The organism is Thiohalobacter sp. COW1, from assembly GCF_016629505.1.
Classification (GTDB): Bacteria; Pseudomonadota; Gammaproteobacteria; order Thiohalobacterales; family Thiohalobacteraceae; genus Thiohalobacter; species Thiohalobacter thiocyanaticus_A.
Window position 1 is genome coordinate 2,172,580 of the sequence record NZ_AP024239.1, and the last position, 24,661, is coordinate 2,197,240.

The 24,661-nt window shown below is 65.0% G+C and carries 24 protein-coding genes and 1 pseudogene; 13 read left to right on the forward strand and 12 right to left on the reverse strand.

Annotation, left to right across the window (positions count from 1 at the left end; all coding sequences use genetic code 11):
• Positions 1-17: 17 nt before the first annotated feature.
• Both COW1_RS10155 and COW1_RS10160 read right to left on the reverse strand, forming a co-directional pair.
• Positions 18-395, reverse strand: a complete 378-nt coding sequence (locus COW1_RS10155) for a hypothetical protein (RefSeq protein ID WP_096364756.1) — start codon at positions 393-395, stop codon at positions 18-20.
• Between the two features lie 130 nt (positions 396-525).
• A complete protein-coding gene (locus tag COW1_RS10160; protein WP_096364754.1) occupies positions 526-894 on the reverse strand; it encodes a DUF2784 domain-containing protein in 369 nt (122 codons plus the stop codon).
• 208 nt (positions 895-1,102) lie between these two features.
• Here COW1_RS10160 and COW1_RS10165 point away from each other — a divergent pair, with 208 nt between their 5' ends.
• Together COW1_RS10165 and COW1_RS10170 are read left to right on the forward strand one after the other, a co-directional pair.
• Complete coding sequence (locus COW1_RS10165) at positions 1,103-1,429, forward strand: ribulose bisphosphate carboxylase small subunit (protein ID WP_096364752.1); 327 nt, start codon at positions 1,103-1,105, stop codon at positions 1,427-1,429.
• An 81-nt stretch (positions 1,430-1,510) separates the two neighbouring features.
• On the forward strand, positions 1,511-1,714 hold the full coding sequence (locus COW1_RS10170) for a hypothetical protein (RefSeq protein WP_096364750.1): 204 nt from the start codon (positions 1,511-1,513) through the stop codon (positions 1,712-1,714).
• On the opposite strand, the gene COW1_RS10175 is transcribed toward COW1_RS10170, so the two are convergent.
• The 4 genes and pseudogenes from COW1_RS10175 to COW1_RS10195 form a co-directional block, all read right to left on the reverse strand.
• Positions 1,711-3,126, reverse strand: a complete 1,416-nt coding sequence (locus COW1_RS10175; protein WP_096364748.1) for a sensor domain-containing diguanylate cyclase — start codon at positions 3,124-3,126, stop codon at positions 1,711-1,713. The two genes, COW1_RS10170 and COW1_RS10175, sit on opposite strands and share 4 nt — an antisense overlap.
• 80 nt (positions 3,127-3,206) lie before the next feature.
• On the reverse strand, positions 3,207-6,281 hold the full coding sequence (locus tag COW1_RS10180) for a bifunctional diguanylate cyclase/phosphodiesterase (RefSeq protein WP_201344092.1): 3,075 nt from the start codon (positions 6,279-6,281) through the stop codon (positions 3,207-3,209).
• 149 nt (positions 6,282-6,430) lie between these two features.
• Positions 6,431-8,509: pseudogene (locus COW1_RS10190) on the reverse strand (putative bifunctional diguanylate cyclase/phosphodiesterase).
• Between the two features lie 16 nt (positions 8,510-8,525).
• The gene (locus COW1_RS10195) at positions 8,526-9,389 is read right to left on the reverse strand and encodes a phosphate/phosphite/phosphonate ABC transporter substrate-binding protein (protein ID WP_201344095.1); all 864 of its coding nucleotides are present in this window, start codon (positions 9,387-9,389) and stop codon (positions 8,526-8,528) included.
• 435 nt (positions 9,390-9,824) lie between these two features.
• Between COW1_RS10195 and COW1_RS10200 the strand changes: the two genes are divergently transcribed.
• A complete protein-coding gene (locus tag COW1_RS10200) occupies positions 9,825-10,082 on the forward strand; it encodes a hypothetical protein (RefSeq protein WP_157745297.1) in 258 nt (85 codons plus the stop codon).
• A 46-nt stretch (positions 10,083-10,128) separates the two neighbouring features.
• On the opposite strand, the gene COW1_RS10205 is transcribed toward COW1_RS10200, so the two are convergent.
• Positions 10,129-10,377, reverse strand: coding sequence for a hypothetical protein (locus COW1_RS10205; RefSeq protein ID WP_201344096.1), 249 nt, complete (start codon positions 10,375-10,377; stop codon positions 10,129-10,131).
• Positions 10,378-10,598: 221 nt separating this feature from the next.
• Complete coding sequence (locus COW1_RS10210) at positions 10,599-11,348, reverse strand: PEP-CTERM sorting domain-containing protein (RefSeq protein ID WP_201344097.1); 750 nt, start codon at positions 11,346-11,348, stop codon at positions 10,599-10,601.
• Positions 11,349-11,761: 413 nt separating this feature from the next.
• Here COW1_RS10210 and COW1_RS10215 point away from each other — a divergent pair, with 413 nt between their 5' ends.
• The gene (locus tag COW1_RS10215) at positions 11,762-11,962 is read left to right on the forward strand and encodes a hypothetical protein (protein WP_201344098.1); all 201 of its coding nucleotides are present in this window, start codon (positions 11,762-11,764) and stop codon (positions 11,960-11,962) included.
• A 37-nt stretch (positions 11,963-11,999) separates the two neighbouring features.
• Here COW1_RS10215 and COW1_RS10220 read toward each other — a convergent pair whose 3' ends face one another.
• A complete protein-coding gene (locus tag COW1_RS10220) occupies positions 12,000-13,010 on the reverse strand; it encodes a WD40 repeat domain-containing protein (protein WP_201344099.1) in 1,011 nt (336 codons plus the stop codon).
• 540 nt (positions 13,011-13,550) lie between these two features.
• On the opposite strand from COW1_RS10220, the gene COW1_RS10225 reads away from it, so the two are divergent.
• Entirely contained in the window at positions 13,551-14,192 is a 642-nt protein-coding gene (locus tag COW1_RS10225; RefSeq protein ID WP_157745293.1) for a hypothetical protein, read from the forward strand.
• A gap of 50 nt (positions 14,193-14,242) precedes the next feature.
• Here the strand turns inward: COW1_RS10225 and COW1_RS10230 are convergent, their stop codons facing one another.
• Positions 14,243-15,700 carry a helicase HerA-like domain-containing protein gene (locus tag COW1_RS10230; RefSeq protein ID WP_201344100.1) on the reverse strand — a complete coding sequence of 486 codons (1,458 nt, stop codon included), beginning with the start codon at positions 15,698-15,700 and terminating at the stop codon, positions 14,243-14,245.
• 168 nt (positions 15,701-15,868) lie between these two features.
• On the opposite strand from COW1_RS10230, the gene COW1_RS10235 reads away from it, so the two are divergent.
• The 7 genes from COW1_RS10235 to COW1_RS10265 all read left to right on the forward strand — a co-directional run bounded on the left by COW1_RS10235 (position 15,869) and on the right by COW1_RS10265 (position 22,205).
• The gene (locus tag COW1_RS10235) at positions 15,869-16,477 is read left to right on the forward strand and encodes a cytochrome c5 family protein (protein WP_201344101.1); all 609 of its coding nucleotides are present in this window, start codon (positions 15,869-15,871) and stop codon (positions 16,475-16,477) included.
• A 141-nt stretch (positions 16,478-16,618) separates the two neighbouring features.
• A complete protein-coding gene (locus COW1_RS10240) occupies positions 16,619-17,800 on the forward strand; it encodes a hypothetical protein (RefSeq protein ID WP_201344102.1) in 1,182 nt (393 codons plus the stop codon).
• A complete protein-coding gene (locus tag COW1_RS10245) occupies positions 17,797-18,492 on the forward strand; it encodes a hypothetical protein (RefSeq protein WP_201344103.1) in 696 nt (231 codons plus the stop codon). The genes COW1_RS10240 and COW1_RS10245 overlap by 4 nt, the downstream gene beginning before the upstream one ends.
• Positions 18,493-18,591: 99 nt before the next feature.
• Positions 18,592-19,257: a DUF2959 domain-containing protein gene (locus tag COW1_RS10250; RefSeq protein ID WP_242466419.1), complete on the forward strand. Its 666-nt coding sequence runs from the start codon at positions 18,592-18,594 to the stop codon at positions 19,255-19,257.
• A 73-nt stretch (positions 19,258-19,330) separates the two neighbouring features.
• Positions 19,331-19,915 (forward strand): superoxide dismutase, encoded by a 585-nt coding sequence (locus COW1_RS10255; protein ID WP_096364722.1) that lies wholly within the window; start codon positions 19,331-19,333, stop codon positions 19,913-19,915.
• Positions 19,916-20,042: 127 nt separating this feature from the next.
• On the forward strand, positions 20,043-21,335 hold the full coding sequence (locus tag COW1_RS10260; protein WP_201344104.1) for a putative PEP-binding protein: 1,293 nt from the start codon (positions 20,043-20,045) through the stop codon (positions 21,333-21,335).
• 192 nt (positions 21,336-21,527) lie between these two features.
• Positions 21,528-22,205, forward strand: a complete 678-nt coding sequence (locus COW1_RS10265; RefSeq protein ID WP_201344105.1) for a hypothetical protein — start codon at positions 21,528-21,530, stop codon at positions 22,203-22,205.
• 104 nt (positions 22,206-22,309) lie between these two features.
• Here COW1_RS10265 and COW1_RS10270 read toward each other — a convergent pair whose 3' ends face one another.
• Together COW1_RS10270 and COW1_RS10275 are read right to left on the reverse strand one after the other, a co-directional pair.
• Positions 22,310-23,248 (reverse strand): PEP-CTERM sorting domain-containing protein, encoded by a 939-nt coding sequence (locus COW1_RS10270; protein ID WP_201344106.1) that lies wholly within the window; start codon positions 23,246-23,248, stop codon positions 22,310-22,312.
• 203 nt (positions 23,249-23,451) lie between these two features.
• Positions 23,452-24,027 (reverse strand): hypothetical protein, encoded by a 576-nt coding sequence (locus tag COW1_RS10275; RefSeq protein ID WP_201344107.1) that lies wholly within the window; start codon positions 24,025-24,027, stop codon positions 23,452-23,454.
• Positions 24,028-24,133: 106 nt separating this feature from the next.
• On the opposite strand from COW1_RS10275, the gene COW1_RS10280 reads away from it, so the two are divergent.
• Entirely contained in the window at positions 24,134-24,601 is a 468-nt protein-coding gene (locus COW1_RS10280) for a DUF4124 domain-containing protein (RefSeq protein WP_255534315.1), read from the forward strand.
• Positions 24,602-24,661 lie beyond the last annotated feature (60 nt).

Below are 24,661 nucleotides of genomic sequence, written 5' to 3' on the forward strand. Positions count from 1 at the left end.
CGTCTCCCGGCGGATTTTTATTTCTGTCCCTGCCAGAGCAGGTTGTAGCCGATCTCGTAGGCATCGCTGCAGTATTCCAGCAGGCCGGTGAACTTCTCCTTGAAGGCTGCATCGGCGTGCGAACGCTCATGGGCCTCGAACGATTCCCAGAAGGTCAGGATCGCGATGTGCGCTTCCTGGTCGGGCTGCGACTCCGGATCCACGCTGCCTTCCTCGGAGACGAAGCCGGCGGACTGGTAGACGATGCCGCCATAGAACTCGGGATAGGTCTCCTTGACCACCTCGCACATCTCCCCGAGCGCCAGTTCGACGTCCTCCACGGTATATTCGGGCTTGAGCTTGACCACGTTGTACAGCATCACATGACCGCCCGGGATCTTGATGGCATCAAACATGTCGTGCGTCTCCTCGAAAACGATTGGGTAAGAACGAACATAACATGACGCGGTCGGGGGTCAACCACATTCGGCGGGGTGATTGACCGCAGCCGAACAGAAAGCGGCTGCAGTGCCGGGCGCGACCGGTCTAGGCCCGGCGACGCGACGCTGCGATCACCACTGCGTAGATGAACAGGTTGACCACGATCACTCCAGCGCCGAGCACCAGGCCGATATCCGCCGTCAGCCAGCCGGGATAGATGAGGGGCTGCAGGTAATGCTCGATGAAACCGCCGGCATAGCCCGTCTCACCCGCCCGGGCGCGCAGCGCATTCTCCAGCGGGGTCAGCGGGCAGGGCCAGGCGAAGATCTCGACCAGCGCCCCCCAGACCGCGGCGGGCAGATGCAGCCAGACGATACCGGGCCAGCGCAGCGCCAGCCCCCCGCCCAGCAGCACGAACAGGATGAAGAGCAGGTGCGCGAACAGGACCAGATCCGCCAGCCAGTGATAGATCATGCTCTATGCCATTCCTGCATAACCATTAATAGTGTTTATCCACTCTCCCCCGGTCTTCAGCATTTGTTTGCTTTCCGATCCGGCGCATCGAAAGCTTCGATGGGTCTCTCCGGCGGCTGGCGGCATAATCCGGGTCAATACCTTAGTGAAATACTCAGACATAAAGTGTGATTATTCTTCGAGCCGCACCAAACACGAGGATTGACCCATGCAGCCAGCGCCAACCATCAGTCCCGCCATTCACCTGCCGCACCTCGAGGAGGTCAGCACCCTCCTGCGCGACCACCTGCAGGGCGACTGGATCGTGCGCATCGAGCACCGCGCCCCCGACACCCTGCCCCGTTCGCTGTGGCGCACCTGGGGACGCACGCAGTACACCCGCCAGGGCGCCGACCGGGTCATGGACCGGATCCTGGACTGCCACGCCGCCAACCCGGAACACGCCATCCGGCTCTGCGCGGAGAAGCTGCGGCCGCAGGCACGCCTGGTGTACTGGATCCATCCGGGCGACACCGCGGGCGAGACCGATAGCTGATATCGGAAATTATCGCTTACCCGCGGCCGCCACGCCCGTTACCCTTCCCGCATACCCGCTTTGCTCCTGGAGGGCATGCCCATGAAGGATGAAATCCTCGAACCCCACCGTCCGCAGTTCGCCTCGGCACCCGAGCAGGCGCGCAAGGCGGCCAGCTTCTACGAGGCCATCGCCGCGGCGCAGGAACTCAAGCCCGGCGTGGGCCAGACCCGCCGGCTGGCCCGGGAACGCCGTGAAGCCATGTCCCGGCTGGGCAAGATGGCCCTGCCGCCGGAACAGCGCTAGTCGCCCCGTCCCCCGCCCGGCTCCGGTTCAACGCGGTTGCGTCCGGCCTCCTTGGCCCGGTACAGCCGGGTATCGGTACGCTGAATCAGATCCCGGACGCTGTCTGCGTCCGGGCATAACTGATCCACGCCGACACTCAGGGTGATGCGCACCTGCGCATCCCCGACCCGGATGACCTCACGCTCCAGCCGTTGACGCAGCCGCTCCGCGACCTGGCAGGCCAGATCCAGTTCCGCGGCGGGCAGCAGCACGGCGAATTCCTCGCCTCCCAGCCGGCCCAGCACGTCGCTCGGGCGCAGCACCTCCCGGGCCAGGTCGGCGACGACCTTCAGCACCTCGTCACCGGCCTGATGCCCGTGCTCGTCATTGACCACCTTGAAGTGATCCAGATCGAACATGAGCAGCGACAGGGTCTGCTCCCCTCTGCGGGCACGGGCCGCCTCCTGTTCAAGCCGGGACATGAATTCACGGCGATTGGCCGCGCCGGTCAGCGCATCCGTGGCGGCCAGTCGGGTCAGATCCGAGTTGGCCTGCTGCAACTCGACCATGGCCCGCTCCGCGCGCCGTTTCTGGGCCAGGATCTGCGCCATCAACTCGGCCTGGGAGTAGATACGGGTAAAGGAGCCGGTGGTGAGGTAGGCCTGGACCACGCCGTAGCTGAGCAGAAGAAAGCCCGCAGCGAAGACGAGATGCGCCAGCCACCACTGGTGATTCCAGGGCAGGCCCAGGGTGAAGGCCCAGGATGACTGCGCAAACCAGAGCATGGCGATGGCATACAGCCCCATGAGCGAGCCGCGCACGCGGCGCAGCAGCATCCAGCCAACGCCCGCGACATACATGGCGATGGCCAGGTATTCCAGCGTCAGACGCAGCGCGGGCGCTGCGCGCCAGGGCGAGACCGCCACCAGCGCAACCAGCGCGTCGAGGACGAGAAATCCGGCCAACGCGGCACCCCAGCCCCGCGCGCGCCGCTCGGGGGCATCCGCTGCGTCCCCGTAGTGCAGCAACGCGATCAGGAAGCAGGCCGCCATTATCAGCCTGGAGACCGGGCCATAGAGCAGAAACAGCCAGGGGTTGTCGGCGGCGAAGTGGGTCAGAAACCCGTGCGGCGCATACACCAGCGTGAATCCGAGCAGGCCCAGCGCCAGCCAGCGCAGCAGTCGCTCGCCGCTGGCCATATAGCAGCGCCAGGTCACATAACTGATGAAGGCCCCCAGAAGGATGGCAATGCCGATGGCGCCGACATGGAAGCTGTGGTGCTCGAACACCCTGACCGGGTCCTGCTGGTAGTGTATGTAGGCAACCGCCAGCAACGGCGCCAGCGCAAGTATCCCTGCAAGCAGGCGCGCGTAGCCCGTAACGAACCGGGTCAGCGCCGGTGCGGGGGAATCGGAATGCCTGGTTTGATTCATGCGAGTCTTATCCGGGTTACAGGCCAGATACAGCCACGGGCTGTCCGGATGCCGGCGCCGGGGCTCCGTGCCGACACAATTCAGACCGAGTCGGCCAGCCAGGCCGTTGCCGCAGCCGCTGACAGCGGCCGGCTGTACAGATAGCCCTGCATCAGGCTGCAGCCCAGCCCGTTCAGGAAGGCACGCTGCTCCTCCGTCTCCACACCCTCAGCGACCAGCCGCAATCGCAGGCCCTGCCCCATCGCCACGATGGCACGGGTGATGGCCGTGTGATCGGGATCACCCGGGATGTCGCGCACGAAGGCACGGTCGATCTTCAGGGTGGTAAAGGGAAACTTACTCAGATAGCTGAGCGATGAATAGCCGGTGCCGAAATCATCCAGCGCGATGCCGAAGCCGCTGCGGCTGAGCTGCTGCAGGGTGAAGGTGGTGGAGGCCACGTCCTGCATCAGCGTCCCTTCCGTGATCTCCAGTTCCAGCACGCCCGGGTCCAGTCCGTGTTCATTCAGCGCACGCTCCAGCGTCTCCGGCAGGCCGCTGCGCTCGAACTGCCGGCTGGACAGGTTCACCGCCATGGTCAGTCCGTCCCAGCCCCGGCGGTGCCAGTCGGCCAGCTGGCGAAGCGCGGTCTGCAGGACCCAGTCCCCGACCTCGACGATCATCCCCGTCTCCTCCAGGATGGGAATGAAATCCCCCGGAGGCACCAGTCCCCGCTCCGGATGCTGCCAGCGGATCAGGGCCTCGAAGCCGCAGGGGCGGCCGGTGGCGCTATCCACCTGCGGCTGGTAGTGCAGCACGAACTCATCCCGGTTCAGCGCCCGCCTGAGCTCGTTCTCCAGCAGCAGCCGTTTCTCGGCGTGCGCGCCGATTTCTTCGGCATAGAACTCATAGGTGTTGCCGCCCCTCTCCTTGGCCCGGTACATGGCGGCATCGGCGTGGCGGAGCAGGGTGCCGGCATCTTCGCCATCGTAGGGAAACAGCCCGATCCCCACACTCGCCGCCACGTTGAGGGAGTTGTCGTCGATCATGAAGGGCTGCCTGAACACGGCCAGCAGGCGCTCGGCCAGCTGCCTGGCCTCGCCGACATTGTCGATGTTCTCGGCCACGATGACGAATTCATCACCACCGAAGCGGGCGATGCTGTCATGGGCCCGCAGGGCCCGCATCAGCCGGCCGCCCAGCTGTCGCAGCAGCGTATCGCCGGCCTCGTGGCCCAGGGTGTCATTGACGAATTTGAAACGGTCCAGATCCAGGAACAGCACGCACAGCAGCCGCCCGGCAGCACGCGCCGCCGCCAGGCTGCGGCCGAGCCGCTCCAGCAGCAGGGTACGATTGGGCAACTCGGTCAGGGTGTCGTGATGAGCAAGGAAGCGCAGCCGCTCCTCGACCTGCATGCGCTCGCTGATATCACGGCCGGTGGAGATGAAATGAGTGATGCGCCCGTCGTTGTCACGCAGCGGGGCGATGGATTTCTGTTCATAGAACAGGGAACCGTCGTTGCGCTTGTTGACCAGGACATCATTGAACACTTCCCCCGCGAGTATCTGCCCCCACAGCGCCTGGTAGAAGCTTCCCCCCTGCTTGCCGGACTTGAGCAGCCGCGGCGTGCTGCCGAGGATCGTGTCGCGGGTATAGCCGGTGACCTGCTCGAAGGCCGGATTGACGTACTCGGCCACCCCGCTGCGGTCGGTGATCATGACCATATCGGCGGTCTGCTCCAGCGCGCTGGAGAGCTTGCTCATCTCGGCCTCGGCCCGCCGGCGGTCAGTCACATCGACCGCAGTGGAGAGCAGATAGGCATCGTCATTCAGGCTGATGCGCACGATGGAAACCAGCAGTTCGCGGTCCTCGCCGGCGCGCGTGCGCATCCTTACATCCAGCCCCTCCACCCTGTCCTTCGCCATGACCTCATTGACGATGCTGTCGCGCCGATCGGCATCCGGCCAGAGCCCGAGTTCAGCCACGCTTTTTCCGAGCAGTTCCTCGCGGGCATAGCCGCAGGCAACGCAGAAGGCCTCGTTGACATCGTAAAAGGCGCCGTCCACGGCACGTGTTATCGACACCATCGCCGGTGAGATGGCGAAAAAGCGCCTCAGGTTCGCCTCTGAAGTCTCGACCTCCTGGATATGCCTGAGCACGAGCGCGTTGCTGGCCCACTCGCGCAGGGCCACGAACACGAGCAGGATCAGCACCATAATCAGCAGCTGCTGGAAATTCCTGGCATCGAGTTCGGGATAGGACAGCAGCAGGGCAAGGAAGGTCAGTACCAGCGCGAGCACCGGCACCATCCGATCCTGACGCGTGACCTGTCGGCGCAGCGACATGGGAGGGACCGCCCCCTCCCGGTTGCTTCCGAAGTCCACTGCCGCAATATAGAGCAGGCCGAAGCCCAGCAGCCAGAATATATCCAGGATATGCCCCGCGGCATAGGCGGCATCGAGCAGGCTGTAGGCATACAGGGTATTGACGGTCGCGTGCGTTGCGATCGCGGCGATGACGTACCCCATATTGCGACGCACCCTGCCTTCCATGCGGCCCCACAGCACGGCCAGCGCATAGACGAACAGCGCCATGTAGATGACCGGATAGGCCAGCGCGACTGACAGAACAACGGGCTGATCGGAAAGCCTGCGGATCGGTTCAGCGAACACCGCCAGGTGGATGATGAGGATGCTGGAGACGAAGATGCCGAGCTGACTCAACTCCAGCAGCCCGACCGGCATCCGCGAACTGGCTGCATTGTAGAACAGCAGCCCGATGGCCATCAGTACGCCGAAGCCGAGAAAACCGATGTCCGACCAGTAGGGAAAGGGGGTATAGCGCCCCAGCAGCAGTTCCTGGTAATCCCAGACCAGCATCCCCGCGAACCAGGACAGACAGGCCAGGGCGAAGAACAGCCAGGCCCGGCGCATGGGGCCGGCGCCGCCGCGCGCCGCCGCGAGGCATTTCAGCCCCGTCAGCAGCGAACCCAGGGTCCAGAATGCGTTGGCCCACCAGTGGACCTGTGCCTGGCTCAGCGGCAACAGGTAATTGCCGGCGGCAAACAGGACCAGTAGTACGCCGGTCACCAGCACCGTGCCGGCGTTGTTCACCCGCCGGCTGCCCCGGACGGCCTCGGCCACGCTCAATATGCCCTCCCCGATTTGATGCGCCACTTTATCCGTTCAACTATGGCATGAATCGCCAGAAAACAGCTGATGTTGCTTCCATTACACGTAATCCCGGCGCCGGGCAACAGTATTTTTGTTCTGAAATGTAAAATCTGTCCGTCAGCGTATCAGTCGCCCGTACCCGCCCCCTGCCTTCATGCCGAACCTTCCGCCCTGCCAGCGAACAGCGTCTGGAACTCCGCCGCCGTCACCGGACGACTGAACAGGTAGCCCTGGTATTCGTCACAGCCGAGTTCCCGCAGGTAGCCCAGCTGGTCTTCGTTCTCCACCCCCTCGGCAATGATGCGCAGCCCCAGGCTGTGGGCCATGGCGACGATACTGCGGACAATATTGGCATCATCCTGATCATCCACCAGATCACGTACGAAGCTGCGGTCGATCTTCAGCGTCTGCACCGGGAACAGCTTGAGCGAGCTCAGCGAGGAATAACCGGTACCGAAATCGTCCATGGAGATCTGCGCGCCGCAGGCACTGACCTGGCGCAGAACGGCGATATTTGCGTTGAGATTGTGCATCAACAGGCTTTCGGTGATCTCCAGGTCGAGGTAACGCGCATCCAGCCCGGTATCGGACAGCACCCGGGACACCAGATCGACCAGCCCCGGCTCGACCTAGCGCACGGACAGGTTCACCGCAATGCGCAGCGGCGGCAGTCCGGCGGCGCACCAGCGCAACTGCTGCCGGCAGGCCTCGCGCAGCACCCAGGCGCCGATGTCCCGGATCAGCCCGGTGTCCTCGGCGACGGGTATGAAGTCCGTCGGCGCGACGATGCCCATTTCCGGGTGATGCCAGCGGATGAGGGATTCCGCACCCACCACCTGGCCGCTGCGCATGTCCACCTGCGGCTGGTAGAGCAGCCGGAATTCATCGCGCAGCAGGGCATTGCGCAACTCGTTTTCCAGCTTCAGGCGCTGCACCGCACGCCGGTTCATGTCGCTGGAGAAGAACTCGAAATCACCGCGGCCGCCTTCCTTGGCGTGATACATGGCGGTGTCGGCGTTGCGCAGCAGGGTCTGGGCATCGTTGCCGTCGTCGGGATAGATGCTGATGCCGATACTGCAGGAACTGTTCAGTTCGTGGCCTTCGATCCAGTAGGGCTGGCGCAGTTCCTCGTTGATCCGCTGGGCCAGGTGTCCGGCCTCGCCCGGCTGCGCGATTTCGCTGCGCACAACGACGAACTCGTCACCGCCCAGCCGCGCCAGGGTATCGCCCGCACCGATGCAGTTCGACAGTCGCCCGGCGACCTGCTGGATCAGCTGATCACCGATGTGGTGTCCAAGCGAGTCATTGATGGTCTTGAACCGGTCCAGATCGATCACCAGCAATGCCAGCGTATGGTGCTCGCGCTGCGCGGTCAGGATCGCCTGTCCCAGCCGATCCATCAGCAGCAGGCGATTGGGCAGCTGGGTCAGGGTGTCGCGGGTGGCGAGATGCTGTACATCGGCCTGGGCCGCGCTCAGATCCCGCTCCCGCTGAGCCAGCGCATCCAGCATCTGATTGAGGTTCTTCGCCAGCTGGCCGATCTCGTCCTGGCGGGCGCTCTCGGCGCGCATATCGCGGCGACCCTCGCGGATACCGTCGGCTACCACGACCAGCCGCTGCAGGCCCTGGGTCAGGCCGCGCGCCATCAGAAACGCGAACACCGAGCCGACCAGAATCGCCACCAGCGTATACAGGATACCGTCGCGGGTGATCCCCCACAGTCCGGCCGTAATGGCACTCTGGCTGATGCCGACCCGGGCCCAGCCCACCAGTTCGCCGTTGGCAACGATGGGATACGCGGTGTCCACCAGTTCACGGTTGGCCAGCAGCAGCCGCGGTTCGGGCCGGTCGTCGAACAGCGACCGGCTCAATCGATCCTGCAGATACAGCCCCGCCTTGCTGCGGTCGGTGTGCGCCACGACCCGGCCGTGCGGCCTGACCACCATGGCGTAGCGCAGGCCCGGATAACTGGCCTGGGACTGCAGTACCTCATTGAGGCCCTCCAGGTCGCTGGACAACACCCAGGAGGCGCTGTTGGCGGCCAGTGTCTTGGCCAGGCCGCTGGCCTGGGCAATGCTCTGCTCCGCCAGGAACTGGCGCTGCCGCTCGACCAGATCCAGCACGAAAATGCTCATCAGCACCGCATGCACCAGGGCGATCCCGAGCATCAGCTGCCGGCGGATCGAGCGGCTCCAGAAGCGCCGCATCCGGTTTGCTAATCTGCTCGGCATAAAGTCCCTTGTGTTGTTATTCCTGTGACCCGAAGGCCTCGCGATAGCGTTGCATGAAGTCTCTCACAGGATCGTATGTTGCGTTGTCCGCGGCCTCGAAACGAGGGGTATCCATGCTCGCCAGGACCTCCCGCCCGGCGGGCTCTTCCTGCATTGCGAGCAGTGCCTGCGCCACCCGTGCCACCAGCTCCGGCGGCACATCGTCCCGTGCCATGACCGAATTGTCCGGCAGGAATTCCGTCTCCCACAATATCATCAGATCGTCGGCCAGGTCCGGGCGCTCCTTGAGAAACATCCGCCAGGCCGGCGGATAGACGGTGCCGGCGGCCACATTGCCGCGCTGGATATTCAGCAGCGAGGACTCCATCGAGCCGACATAGCGCACCTCTATGTCACGGTGCGGGTCCAGCCCGCGGTTATAGAGAAAATATTGAGGCAGCATGGTGGCCGCCAGCGCGGTCGGAGCGGGGAAGCTGACCGCCCTGCCCCGGAGATCGGCGACCTCGCGGATGTCGCTGTCGCGCCGCACCAGGATCAGGCCGCGCAGGTCCGTGTCCCGGCCCATCTTGGCGAACACCCGGTAGCCCTGATCGATCGCCAGCAGGGTTTCGTAGGGGTTGGGCAACAGAAAGGCGAAATGGCGGGCGGCGATCTTTTCATCGAAGCTGTCGTAATGGCGGGAGGCCTCGAAGACGAAATGCACCTCGGGAATCCGGGCATTGAGATATTCCACCAACGGGCCGAAGACTGCGTGCAGCTTGGCGGGATTGCGTTGAGGATGAACGCCGAAGAGGTACTCCGGGCGTACGGCTTCAGGCTCGGATCCGTAGTCGGGCTCGTAGCCGGGTTGGCCGGGTCGGTCACAGGCACCAAGCAGCATGCACATTGCAAACACTGATGCGTGGTGTATTCTCAGTCTCATTCCTGCCCCGATTAAGTACGCCCTCACCCTGAAGGTAGCTTACAAACAGGACGGATAGCAATTGCATCCCGGAATCATCTCAATACGAGCCGATGCGGCAGGCACGCCCATACAAGAAGTCATATATAATTGTTATGAGAGAACCGGGACTCATATCCCATGATCAATACACATCGCCCCTGCCGCGCCGGAATGCCGGAAATGGGACCTGTATCGCAGCGGCATCGGGCGCACCGGCCTAAGCTTCGCGCTGGCAACGCCGATCAGGAGAATATCATGCCCCGAAGGATTCGCCCTCTGCTCGTCACCCTGCTCCTCGGCCTCAGCGTGGCTGCTGCGGCCCAGCCGGCCCCGTCCGCCGAATCGGATAACCGCAACGGGGTCGTGACGTCCGTGAGCAAGTCGGTCAGCCGCGGCTGGGATGCGACGCGCGACGGTATCGGTCACGCCGTCGAAGTCACCCGCGAGAAGGCCGGGCAGGGCTGGGAAAAAACCAGGGAAGTCGCCGGCGCAACCGCTGACTGGACCCGCGAGAAATCCCGCCAGGCCTGGGACGCGACCCGCGACGGGGCGACCGCCGCCTCGGAATGGGTCAGGGAGAAGGCCGATCGCCCGGAACCGGCGGCCGGGGCGCCGGAAGCCAACCCATAGTCTCACCGGCTCAGACAGCGCCGTCCCTGGCGCCCGGATCTGCTGCTCAGTCCTCGAGCCCGACCGGCCGCAGTACCGGCATCTGCTGCATGCAGAAGGCCATATACTGCTGTCGGGCCTCGCCCTGATGGCCGTTGTCGTTGGCCCAGTCGGTACAGCGGGCCTGGTAGAAGGCGACCACCCGGCTGTCCTTGTCATCCTTGGCATCCGCAGGCCAGGCCGGATACTCGACGCTGGCGGCAGCGCTGCCGCACAACGCTGCCAGCCCAATGGCAGTGATGGTGTGACGCAACATGGTATTTCCCCTCATTGGCTCGGTGGTTGGGAACGAACGCCCCTGCAGAACAGGGTGAGGAGTATTTAATCCGGAACGTCGAGACGGGAAAGCGAATTCTGGTGATGGACACGATCACCTGAGCTTCTCATGCACCCGGAAGCACTGGCCGCCGCATGACAAGCCCACGACAATCCCGCGCCGCCGGGAACGTGGCGGAGCTTCATCCAGGCCCGAAGCCGCTACCCCCTGAGCCGCCCCCGCTGCCGGAAGACGAGCGCGAGCAGCCCCAACCCGAACAGGGCGAATGTTGTGGGCTCGGGGATCGTCGACCGCGGCGTGATCTGCTCGAACAGCAGGCCGTACGCACGCATGGAAACGAAGGTGTTCGACTGACTCTGCTGGGTTACGGTGATCGGGGCCAGCAGATCGGTGTAGCTGATATCCCCCAGGAATATCCATTCATCGCCCAGGTTGTTCTGATCCAGTTCGACCACCAGGTCAGGTGCACCGCTGGTGGAGATGGTGTAACGGGTATCGCCGCCGCTGACATTGGTGGTGAATGGCCAGGTGGCATAGACGCGGTAGGTCCCGGCACCGCCGCCGACCAGGCCGCTGGCAAGATATCCTCCGCCCAGATCGGTTCCGGCCGGGATCACGAGGTTGTCAGGCGTGGTGCCGGGGGTGTAGCTGTAAAGATAGGTGTCCGGATCGAACACGCCGTCACCGCCGAAGATGCTGTCGCCACCACTGGCGCCGTAGGCCGCCGAAGAGACACTCGATGACGCGGTCGTCGTATCGCCCCCGTAGCTGAACCCGGAGTTGTAGTTCACCGCCCCGTCATCCAGACCGTCGGTGTCGATTTCGAGGATGAACGCCGCCTGCGACAGGGTACTGTAGGACGCCAGGCCCGCCAGCACGGCCGCACACAGCAGACATCTGCCGGCAGCCGTGGCGCCGGTTCGGGGTCTGACCGATTCACATGGATTCATGATCGTGGCCTCAGGCTCTTTCCAATCATCTCAAGTTTAGTGTTAGCAGGTTTTATGCCATGCCGAACGACTCGTCAGAAAAACAAGATATTGCGCAGCCGGACGGGCCGACATGGAAAGCGCCTGTAAAATATCCTGACTTCTACCCGGCGGAGATTCCCGGGCAGGCCTGAGCAAGGCAACAACCTCGTAGTACAGAATCTGCGGTCGGAGGCCACAGTATGACTTCTCTCCCCGCAATGACGATCCGGCAGGAGCCCCCTGAGGAACCCCCCTGATTAATTCGTCACACCCCTGAAATCCCTGGTTCCCGCTTTCGCGGGAATGACGGGATGAGGAATAATCAGAGTTTTCCTACTATACAAAGACCAGCAATCGATGCCTGGTTATTCCTCACATTCCGGCTCGCCCGCATGCAGGAACAGGAACAGGAACCGCACAGATACAGCCCGGCCTTGCGCACCTGGTTCGCGCGGCTGCCCAGGGGCAGGAAGATCATCCTGGTCGTGTTCCTGATCTGGTTCGCCCAGGCGCTGCCCAAATGGACCGCCGCCATCACCGCCGACGGGGAACTCGCGGCCCGGATCATGAAGATCTTCGTGACGCCGCGCTAGCGGGTGCCGCCGCTGTCGACCGTCACATACGGGCCCGTCAGTCCCCCCTGCCCCCGGCGGACTGCGGCGCCTGCCGCAGATCCCAGATCCTCACACTGGCATCATCGCTCGTGGTGGCCAGGTAACGGCCATAAGGCGAAACCGCCACGAATCCCCCGCACAATTCATGGCGCTGAAAGCGCTTGATGACCGCACCGGTCTCCGGATCCAGGAAATAGACCGCGCTGTCCGTCTGCCGGCTGATACTGGCCAGATAGCGATCCTCGCCGCCGAAACCGATGGAATTGATGATGCCTCTGTGCGCGGTGGGGAGCTCGCGCAGCGTGCGTCCCTCCAACTGCCAGCGAAACAGGCGGAACCAGCCGCTGCCGAACAGGGCGCGGCCATCGCGGCTATAGGCCAGTGAGCGGGAATAGGTCGAGGGTGGCGGCAACTCAACCACATCCCCGGGCAGGCGCCAGAGCATCACCCGACCATCACTGCCGCTCGTGGCCAGTTCGAGCCGCACTGGATGCCAGGCCAGACCGCGCACCCGCCGGCTGTGCAGCCGCCTCTGGCCTTCACGCTCCAGACTCCGGCCATCCCGGATTCGCCACAACGTTACCCGCCCATCGTCGTGTCCGCTCGCCAGCAGACCCCGTGCGGCATCCACGGCCAGGCTGGTCACTGGCGATTCGGTATGCCAGGCCCTGTGGCTTCCGGCCTGCAGATCCCAGACCAGGATGCGGCCATCGTAACCGGCCGAGACCAGCATGGCCCCGTCCCGCAGAAAGGCCAGACCGTTGATGCTGCCGGCATGGGCCTGCCAGCTTGCCCGGCGTGTGCCGCGGGGCAGCGACCAGAGGTGCAGCCGCCCCGCCCAGCCGCCGGAGGCAAGCAGGGTTTCGTCCGGGTTGAAGGCCAGGGCACTGCCGCCGCTGTGCACGCCGGCGTGAATCACGGTGGCGGGAATACCCGCGTTGGAAGAGAACACACCCGCCATGCACCCCGCCAGCGCCAGGCTCAGAACCGGGATCAGCAGGGCTCGCCAGTTTGAAGTTATACGCATATCCGCACACCGCCCGGGGCACGCAAGAATCCGCTTATGCAGTGATCAGATATCTCTAATGCCAAATACCTCAGTGGAACAGTAAGCTATTTTCGATACCACCAGGAAGCTGATAAATAAACTTATTAATAGCGAGGTTATACCATGAGAGATCCGGAAGACGCCAAGTGCATGCGCGCCATGTGGATGATTTTCGGGGGCCTGTTCGGGCTGTTCGTCGGCCTGATCCTGCTGGCGCGGATGATCACGGCCTGAGCCGGGGCGCGCAACAGCGTCCGTTTCCATCACTCTCCCCCGCGGGGGAGAGCCACTCCGACAAGGCCGCGACGCCCGCCGCCGGCCAGAGCAACAACCCTCCGTATACAAACGCCTTGCACACCGCTGCCGCAGTCGATGCCGGCACGACATGGCAGCCCCCTCCTCCCTGCCTATACTTCAAGCCGACCCCTGCCGCACACGGTACGGGCCACTCCCCCTCCCGACATAACGCCTGGCATGGCCGCTACCTCGCCGCGCGCCCATCAGTTCAAGGAGATCGCCATGAACCTGAACCACATCCCCCATGTTCGTCGTTCTTCCGTCTTCGCCGCTGCAGCGCTCGCCCTGGGCCTTCTTGGCCAGGTCCCGGCAGCCGGCGCCGCTTCCGTAACCGTGAACTTCACCGGAACGGTGTCCAGTGCCAGCGGTGACTTCACCGCGGTCACCGGCAATGTTACGGGCACCTTCACCTACGATTCCGTTCCCGGCACCGATCTCAGCGCCAATCCGTCCATCGGGTTGTACAGCTTCTCCGGGGCCCCGTACGGCTTCTCCGTCCTGATCGATGGCTTCGGCACGCTCGATGGCACCAGCCTCCTGACGCAGACCGGCGATAACGGCGCCGTGCTGCCCGGCTTCGATACCTTCCAGCTCGCCGGCACCGACGGCGACTATGAATCGCGCATCGATTGGAGCGGCTCGACCGCCTCATTCTCGGGTGAGGGCATCCCGGACGTGTCGGTGCTGCAGACGATGAACCCGCTGTTCGTGATCCGCAACGCCGCCTCGGGACAGAACGAACTGCTGGCGAACCTCGACACGCTCGCCTTCAGTCCCGTCCCGCTGCCGCCCGCCGTCTGGCTGCTGGCCACGGGATGCGTGCTGCTGACGGGCATCGGGCGCAGACGCACACGCGGCAACTGATCCGGCCCGGAGGGGGGTCGGTGGGCGATCACCGATCCCCCGGCCTGGACTCAGCGCCGGAACAGGGCCCCGAGCAGGCCGCGCATCAGACTGCGCCCAAGCTGACTGCCCATGCTGCGGGCGACGCTTTTGGTCAGCGCCTCGCCCACTGACTGACGTGAACTGCTGCGCCGCCCGCGCGCGGCCGCCGGGGCCTGGCCGTGCTGTTCCGCCTGCGCGGCCGCGGCGCGCGCCGCCTGTCGGCGCAGATGCTCGTAGGCGGAGTCACGATCCACCATCTGATCATACTTGCCGCGCAGGGCGCTTGACGCGACCACACCCCGACGCAGGGCCTCATCCAGGGTACCGAGACGCGAGGCCGGCGGGCGGATCAGGGTGCGTTCCACCGGCTCCGGGATGCCCTTGCGATCGAGGGTGGAGACCAGCGCCTCGCCGACGCCCAGTTCGGTGATGACGGCCGCGGCATCGAAGGCCGGATTGGGGCGGAAGGTCTCCGCCGCGGTCGTCACCCGCTTGCGGTCGCGCGGCGTGAAGGCACGCAGGGCGTGCTGGATGCGGTTGCCCAGCTGGCCCAGCACATCGTCGGGGATATCGCCCGGGCTCTGGGTCACGAAGTAGATCCCCACACCCTTGGAGCGGATCAGGCGCACCACCTGTTCGATCTTGTCCAACAGCGCCTTCGGTGCGGTGTCGAACAGCAGATGCGCCTCGTCGAAGAAAAACACCAGCCGGGGCCGGTCGGGATCCCCCACCTCGGGCAGCTCCTCGAACAGTTCCGCCAGCAGCCACAGCAGCAGGGTGGAATACAGGCGGGGATTGGCCATCAACCGGTCGGCGGCCAGGATGTTGATCATGCCGCGCCCCCGGTCGTCGCGGGTCATCAGATCCGCCAACTCCAGCGCCGGCTCACCGAAGAACTGCTCGACACCCTGCTGCTCCAGCACCAGCAGCCGACGCTGGATCGCGCCCACGGAGTTGGGGCTGACATGACCGTACTCGAGGGTGAGTTCCTTCGCCTGCTCGCCGACGAAGTTCAGCAGGGCGCGCAGGTCCTTCAGGTCCAGCAGCAGCAGCCCCTGTTCGTCGGCGACCCGGAAGGCGATGTTGAGCACGCCCTCCTGGGTATCGTTGAGCTCCAGCAGGCGTGACAGCAGCAGCGGCCCCATCTCGGAGACGGTGGTGCGCAGCGGATGGCCCTGGCGGCCGTACAGGTCCCAGAACTGCACCGGGAAGGCCGCCGGCGCATAGTCCTGCAGGCCGATGGCGGCGGCCCGGCTGGCAAAGGGGGGAATGATCTCGCCCGGCTGGCTGATGCCCGCCAGATCGCCCTTGACGTCGGCCAGGAACACCGGCACCCCGCAGGCCGAGAAACCCTCGGCCAGGATGCGCAGGGTCACGGTCTTGCCCGTGCCCGTGGCCCCGGCAACGAGGCCGTGTCGGTTGGCCATTTTCAGCAGCAGATGCACGTCGCGCTCGCCGCCGCCGATGAAGATACGATCCTGCTCCATGCCACTCTCCCCTGCTGTCATATGGGATGTTAGCACCGACTGCGACACCGATGCGCATCCGGTGTCAGGACATCGCACCGGGCCGTCACCGACGGCGGCACCCACCTCGCGGAAGTCGGGATCCTGTGCCATATTCAGCGAACCCATACAACAAGAGGAGACAACGACATGGACCTGAAACCCCTGGCTGTGGCAATACTCGCCATTACCCTGACGGCGTGCGGCAAGCAGGACGAGAGCGCGCAGGAAGCAGGCGAAACCCTGACGGACAGGGCCGCCACCCTGGCCGATGAAGGCGCGCAATCGGCGCAGGAGATGGCGGAATCGACTGCCAGAGCCGTGGACGAAGCCGCCGACAGCGCGGCCGAGGCGGGCAGCGACATGATTGAATCCGCGCAGGAAACGGGGCAGGCCGCCATGGACACCGGTGCCGAGGCGCTCGAGGACGCCGGGGATAAGCTCGCCGAAGCCGGCGAGACGGCCAGCGAGACCGCCGCCGCAGCGGCCGGCCAGGACAGCGATCCCGCCGCCGGCGAGTCCGTCTACAAGGCCAACTGTTTCGCCTGCCACGGCGCCGGCGTGGCCGGTGCGCCCAAGCTCGGGGATAGCGCGAACTGGACGCCGCGGATCGAACAGGGCATGGACGTCCTCTATACCCACGCCATCGAGGGCTACCAGGGCGAAAGCGGTTATATGCCACCCAAGGGCGGCTTCACCAGCCTCAGCGACGAGGAAGTGAAAGCAGCCGTGCAGTACATGGTGGAGGAAAGCCGCTAGACCTTCCACAAAGGGGACAGCGACAACAGGCGCGGATGCCCGTGCCTGTTGTCGCCCTCTCATTCATTGTCTCGCGCCTTCGCTGCCAGGCGGTATGCGCGGCTGTCGGATGGATCGCCTCATCTGCGGCCAGCGGCTATAATGCCGCGCTTCCTGCACGCCCGATACCGGAGGCACGCCATTTCAGTCCGGCTGAGGTTTCTGACGCCCCTGCTGCTCGCCGCCATCGCCCTGGGACTGACCGGGCGCTCGGTGGAGTTGACCCTGCCCATGGTGCTCAGCAGCGCGGCCGGGGACTTCGCCCTGAGCAACCGCCAGCTGGGCCTGTTCGCCATGGCGGAAGTGCTGGGGGTCACCCTGGCCTCGGCCAGTTCCATCTGGTGGCTGCGCCATACCCGACCGGCCCAGCTGGCCCTGGTCGGCATCCTGGCCTTCATCGCCGGCAATGCGCTCACCCCCTTTGTGCCGGTCGGCTGGCTGTTCCCCGTACGCTTTCTCACGGCGCTGCTCGGTGAGGGGGCGCTGCTCATCGTGGCCACGGCGCTGCTGGGGGGCGCGGCCCAGGCCAGCCGGGTCTATGCCTTCTACATGGCGGCCCAGATGCTGCTGGGGGCGCTGTTGCTGACCCTCCAGGGACAGCTGGCCAGCCAGATCGGCCTGCTCGGGGTGATGGCCAGTTTCGTCGGGCTGGGCCTGCTGACCCTGCTGGCACTGCCCTTCGTCCTGCATAGCGGCTATCAGGCCGGGGATGCAGCATCCGGCACCGGCGTTCACGGCCGACTGGGGCTGAGTGCGGTGCTGCTGCTGGCGGCCATGGGCCTGTTTCACATGGGCGTGGGCGGCGCCTGGGCCTTTCTGCAGCAGCGCGGCGGCCAGCTGGGGCTGGACTTCAGCAGCGGTGGCTGGGTGATGAGCGCCATCATGGCCAGCGGCATGCTGGGCACCGGAATCGCCGTATTGGGCGGGCAGACGCTGGGTTACCGGCTGCCGTTCTGGCTCGGCACCATCGGGCTGGCGGCGGGCGGCACGCTGGCGGGGCTGGTGGACGGCCTGCTGTGGCTGTTCGCCGGCGGCATGCTGCTCATGATCGGCTGGAACCTGGTCGTGCCCTATCAGATCGCCGCGCTGGGACGGCGCGGCCCGGTCGCGGGACAGCTGGCGCTGGTGCCGGCCAGCCAGGGAGCCGGCCTGGCGGCAGGCCCGATGCTGGTGGGCTGGATGGCGAGCGCGGACGACTACACCATCATCGCACTGGTGAGCAGCGTCAGTGCGGCACTGGCGCTGCTGTGCAGTCTGTGGGGATTACGGGAGCAGGACTCATGAAAACAGGATTCTATGAAGCGCGGCTGGCGCCCATCATCAGCGACCTGACCCAGGTGGTGGTATCGCTGGGCCTGATCAGCGTATCGCTGGGCTACGTCAATGCGGTCATCACCGACAACTCCCTGCTGTACTCGGGGGCCTTCTGGCTGCGCCTGGTGCTGCTGCTGTCCACCGTCAGCTTCACCTGCTATTCCCTGCTGGGCTATGTGGCGGACATGGAGGCCGGCACGGATACCGGCTGGGCGGCCAGCTGCCGCTCGCCCAGCCGCATCATCATCCTGTTCCTGATCGACCTGACCATGCTGGGGGAGCAGGGCTGGATGTATGGCGTGCTGCTGGTGGCCGACATTTCCGATCTCGGGGAAGCCGAAACCCTGCAGCCCTTCAGCTTCCAGACCGTGCATTTCGTGCTGCTGGCGCTGCTGGCCGCGGCCTGGCACGGCACCACCTTCATCTGGCACCTGGTGGCAGGGTCGAGAATCCAGGGTCAGCTGTCGCATCTGCTGTTCCTGCTGGCCTTCGGCACGCTGGCGCTGCTGGCGGCCTGGTGGCAACCGGCCGATCTGTTCAGCCAGTGGCTCTGGGCGCTGATCTATACTGCAGTGGTGCTGTTACTGTTCTTTACCCGCGGCCGCAAACTGGTCGGCCAGGTGTTGACCCGCTACCGGCAGGGCGAGGCGGAGAGTGCCTGAGGCCGGCCACCGCTGGCACAACTCAGGTTCTGATTGATATGATCTGTGCAGCGCTGCGTTGAACACGGCTGTTTCCGCTTCATTCCAGGGACGAACGAGATGCTGAAATCCGCCCCGACAGGCATCGCCCCGGCCACGCTGGCAATGCTGGCGGCCCTGACACTGGCCGGCTGCCAGACGGCCTACTACGGCGCGATGGAGAAACTCGGGATCGAGAAGCGCGACATCCTGGTCGACCGCGTCGAGGACGCCCGCGGGGCGCAGCAGGAGGCGAAGCAGCAGTTCGAGAACGCCCTCGAGCAGTTCATCGCCGTGACCGATTTCCGGGGCGGCGAACTCGAGGACCGGTACCGCAGACTGAAGTCGGAGTACGACGCCAGCGAGTCGCGCGCCGAAACGGTAAGCGACCGGATCCGCGATGTCGAGCGCGTGGCCCGGGATCTGTTCGCGGAATGGGAACATGAACTGGAACAGTACACCAGCCGGGACCTGCGCCGCGCCAGCGAGCGGCAGCTGGCCGACACCCGCCGCCGCTATGACCTGCTGATCGACAGGATGCGCCGGGCCGAACGCCGGATCGAGCCGGTACTGAACGCCTTCCGCGACCGCGTCCTGTTCCTCAAGCACAACCTGAATGCTCAGGCGATCAGCGCCCTGCGCGCGGACCGGGCCGAGGTCGAGTCCGACATCGCGGCGCTGGTGGCCGAGATGAATGCCTCCATTGCCGAGGCGGATGCATTCATCCAGCGGATGTCCGCGGACTGATCCTTCCATCCGGTCCGCCTGCCATCGCTTTATACCGACACGATCACCGCATACACACCAACAGGAGATTCACATGACTCACACCCTGCCGGATCTGCCCTATCCCGGAAACGCACTGGAACCGCACATCTCCGCCGAAACGCTGGAGTACCATCACGGCAAGCACCACGCCACCTACGTCGCCAATCTCAACAAGCTGATCGAAGGCACCGAGTACGCGGACAAGGCCCTCGAGGACATCATCAGATCCGCACCGGCCGGCGGCCTGTTCAACAATGCCGCGCAGGTGTGGAATCACACCTTCTACTGGAACTGCATGAGCCCCAACGGCGGCGGCGAGCCCGCCGGGGCGCTGGCCGATGCGATCAAGGCGGCGTTCGGCTCCTTCGCTGACTTCAAGGAGAAATTCTCCACTTCCGGCGCCACCAATTTCGGTTCCGGCTGGACCTGGCTGGTGCAGAAGTCCGACGGCTCCGTCGACATCATGAACACCAGCAACGCCGGCTGCCCGCTGACGGAAGGGGTGACACCGCTGCTGACCCTGGATGTCTGGGAGCACGCCTACTACATCGATTACCGCAACGCCCGCCCGAAATACATCGAAGCGTTCTGGAATGTCGTGAACTGGGATTTCGTCGCCGGCAACTTCCAGGGCTGAACCTCCGGCATACACGCAGCGCGGCGATCCCCCCGCCACAGACGCATCCGAGCGTGATTGCCGCGCTGGCCCGGTCAGGGATCGGTGCTAACCTTCAGGGTGTTGCACCAGCCCCGGATGCTGACCGATGCCGTCCGAACCGATCCTCCATGGCATGCCCTATTTTCCCGGCAGGGCGGCAGGCCGGCTGCACACCAGGCCGGACAGCCTCACCGGGCAGCACATTGCACTGATCACCCCCGGCGATATCCGGCATATCACCGGCCTGCCGGCCGGCTTCCTGATTGTTGAACCCACCCCGTTCTCGCACGCCATGATCACCCTGCTGGGACTGGGCATCCCCACCGTCCTGATCGAGGCAGGTCAGGCGCAGGCGCTGCAGACCGGAATGCCGGTCGGGATCGATGGCATGACCGGGGAGATCGGCATCAATGCCGGGATCCCCGCCCGGCATGCACCTTCACCGCAGCAGCGGCGGCCGGGAGCCCGGCTGAACACAGCGGATGGTACAAGGGTCAGGCTGCTGGCCAGCGTCCGTTCGGCTGCTGCCGCCGGACAGGCCGCCGCGGCTGGCGCCAGCGGGATCGGGCTGGTCCGGTCGGAGTTCCTGTCGCCGCAGGACGGGACCATCCCGGACGCGGACTTCTACCGCCGCAGCTTTCGCGATCTGCTCGATGCAGCCGCGCCGCTGCCGGTCACGGTCCGTCTGCTGGACCTGGCCGCCGACAAGCTGCCGGCCTGGCTGCCGCCGACACCAAGGCTGGGCGAGCCGCTGGGACTGCAGGGCGTGCGGCTCTATCATGCCCATCCGATTCAACAGGTGATCCAGGACCAACTCACGGCGCTGGCCGAACTGGCGGATACGCATGCCATCCGTCTGCTGCTGCCCTTCATCGTCAGGCTCGAGGAGCTGCAATGCTGGCAGGCAATGGCGCGCCGGCGCCTTCCCGACAGCGTCCGCATCGGCGCGATGGCCGAGACGCTGGCGGCGGTACTGGATATCCCGCACCTGCTCGACAGTGCCGACTTCGTCGCCATCGGCTGCAATGACCTGATGCAGGCCGTGTTTTCCGCAGACCGGGATGAGCCCGTGCTGCGACACTACCTGGATCCCTATGCACCGGTCCTGTTCCGTCTGTTCAGGCAGATCGCCGCCAGCGCCGGCGAGCGGCTGGAGCGGATCCAGCTGTGCGGTGTGCTGGCGCAGATCCAGGGCGTGCTGCCCGTGCTCCTGGGGCTGGGCTATCGCAACTTTTCCGTGGATGCGCCCTTCATCCCCTATCTGGCCGACACGATCGCCGGCATCAGTCTGAGCGACTGCGAGGCGCTTGCCGCGGACATCTGTACAGCCCGGACAACGCAGCAGAGCCTGGAAATTCTGCAATTGGACTCACAGCGGCATCCGCCGTATCTGGCCTGACGCAGGGGTACGTCACGCACAGGCGATCGATGGTGCTGCGCCCTGAATTCGTCTACTGTAGTCGGGACCTGTGCAGCTCTCACACAGCGCATCAGCCCGGCGCCGCTCTCAGCCCATGCCCGCGACCACCGGCAGCGGTGTGCAGGCGACAGACACGACATCCTGGCCACCGCCGAGAACAGAGGCACGAACATGGAAAATACCGGCTCCCCCGACGACAGCCCGAAGCAGGGCGGTCTGCGCTGGCCCCAGGTCACCCTCATCGTGCTCGTCACCATCGCCGTGACCGCCGGCCTGACCTACTGGCTGCTCAACCACTACCTGTTCCTCAGCGAGTTCAGGCCGGTGGAACTCAAACCCCACGAGGCACAGGTACTCGACCGCAAGCTGCGCGCCATCGGCGTTCAGACCCAGGCGAGCCCCGATGCCGGCAGCGGCCCGCCGCTGGAGCCCGAACCCTACAGCGAGGCAGGCGCCCGCCGCGAGGTTGCCTTCAGCGAGCGGGAACTCAACGCCATGCTGGCCAGGAATACCGACCTGGCGCAGAAACTCGCCATCGACCTGTCCGATGACCTGATCAGCGCCAAACTGCTGGTGCCACTGGAACCGGATTTCCCGGTGCTGGGCGGCAAGACGCTGCGCGTGCACGCCGGCATGGAATTCGCCTACCGGGAAGGCCGCCCGGCGGTGGTGCTCAAGGGAGTCAGCCTGATGGGCGTACCGATCCCCAATGCCTGGCTGGGCAACCTGAAGAATGTCGATCTTGTCGGGGAATACGGCGGCGACCAGGGGTTCTGGAAGCGCTTCGCCGATGGCGTGGAGGACATCCATGTCGAGGAAGGCCACCTGCTGGTGAAACTCAAGGAGTGAACGCGGCCAGCGACAGAATCCGGGTGACTCAAAAAAAAAAGATCACCGCCTGAGCGGTGATCTTCGCTGGCTTGCACCCGGCCGGACAGTCCCGGCCCTGCGGTTCAGGCCGTGCGGGCGGCCCTGCGCATGGCCAGCAGTCCCGCCCCGAGAAGCAGCAGGGTGCCCGGCTCGGGCACGGTGCCGTTGCCGCCACCGCCGGGGTTGGGGTCGGTGACATCCGTGGTGCCCGAACCCGGCTGCCAGCTGGTGGAGATGTAGGAGAACTTGGTACCGCCGCCCGGCTCGTCGGCGACATCAACCTGGCTGTACAGGGTGATGCTGTTGCCGAGGAAGTCCGTGAAGGCACCTGTCGCCGCAATGGCCTGGGTATCGACGGAATCCCAATGGTTGAACACATCCACTGCAGCGATCGCCGTCAGGCTGTTGAGCAGGTCCTGGCCGTAGAAGACGCCGTCGGTGGAGGGGTAGGTGATGCCCGAGAAGGCCGCGCCCGTCACCAGGCCGCCGAGCACCTGGTTGGCATCGGTCTGGAATCCCGAATGGTCGGTACCGATCATGATGCCGCCGCCGCGCAGGCCCAGCTGATAGACCTCGTTCGCCGTCAGCCCGCCGGTGGCGCCGTTGGGCCCCGGAAAGGTGGTCGTGGAATTGTAATTGATGCTGCGGATATACAGGCTGCCGTCGAGCAGCAGGTTCGATTTGCTGCTGTAGTGATTCTGGATGGCCGTGATGTCCGCCGCATTGAATTTGGCCGACGCACTGGTCGCATCGAAGACGATGACATCATAGCTGTTGGCGCCGAGATGGGCCGCCAGGGTACCGGGGGTCTCGCTGCTGACATAGTTGCTGTTGAACTGGCCGCCGCCGCCGAAGTTGGTCAGGTAGTCGGACATCGCCTGGCGGTTGCTGTCCGGGGCCTGCCCGCTGTATGACGGCGTCGAGTCCCACCACAGGACATCGTACGCCACCGCCTGTGCCGTCAGGGATGTCCCCAGCAGGCAGGTACCGCAGAGGGAAAGCGCTAGTAATCTGGTTTTCATGATGCACTCCTTGGCGAGTGTTTATTTTGAGTAGGCCTGCCCGGATCGGGCGCGCGTGATTCGCATTTCACTAAAGAGATAGCAACTTCAGTGCCACCAATGGCCTGCCTGGAAGATTACCTTATTGAATCATACTGTTGCCCGGTCACAGCGCGGTCACGCCCGGCGACGGCAGGCACTAACTGTTAAATATGTGGACACATTCAGCCGGCATCAGCCAGGTAGGCGGTGACATAGGCCGACTCGAGCAAGAGTGCGTTTTCCCGCCCATCCTCCGCGACCAGCACGATCTGCAGGCCGGCGTCAGCGCGGGAGCGCAATAACGCCTCAGCCAATGGAATCGTGAGTCGCACGCGGGTGTCGCAGGGTGGCCCGATCCGATGTTCGGGGCAGCTGACCGCCTCCTCCACCTGCATCCCGAACGCCTCGATCCCGACAGCATCGAGTCTGGCATGCCGGTAGTGCCGTCGCAGCCCCGAATAGGTGAGCTGGACATGGAGTTCATGCCGCCGCTCGCCGCCGGGCAGGGCGATCGCACGCAGTTGATAGGCAATGAAATCGAAACCGCTGCGCATGCCCTGGTACTGCCGGGTTCGCAGCAGGGGCGCGGCGGCGGAAATCAGCGCGGCCTCCGCAGGCCCGCTTCCGGACTGCAGGGTTGCATCTCTGGCACAACCGGCAAAGACCAGGGAGAGCACAATGACTGCCGCCGGCTTCATGGGCAATACCCGCTCACTCAGCCCCATGTGGAATGAACTATAGAACATCGACGGATGCATGAACCGTCCGGAATCGAAAGGGTCCAATCACATAGCAGCCTGCTGCAGCAGGCGGGACGCAGTCGAGGCACCGATGCCCAGCACAAGCCACAAGCTATTGAAAGTCATGGCTGTCATCTGCAGCTGGGGCGCTGCTGGAGCCATGGCCGAGTCCGTCTACACCTGGCGGGACGCCGACGGCGGGATGCACTACAGCGATACGCCGCCGCCCGCGCACGTGAATTATCAAACACTTGAGCTGCCGCCACCCCCACCGCCACCGCCAGCTGCCGCAGGCGACTATCGCGCGGTCCTCGACGTTGCCGAGCGTCTGCAGGCGGCCCGCCTGGAACGGGAGCGCCTGCGCCTGGCGCGTGAGCAGGCGGCAGTGGAGGCGCTGCAGACACGCCAGGCGACGGCGCACGGAGACGACGCGCCCCGTTACTCCGCACCCTGGCTCGTCCACCCACCCCCCCTCCGGCCGCACCCCGGCCCGCACATACGTCCGCATCCCCATCCCGATCAGCCGCCCGTCCGCCGCGCGCCCGCCCCCAGGCCCAAAACGCCCTCCCCCACCCGGGCGATCGTCGACTGAGGGCGGACAGCAGCCGGGGCAGTCCCTGTAATTTCTCCCGATCGCATCTATCCTGAATCG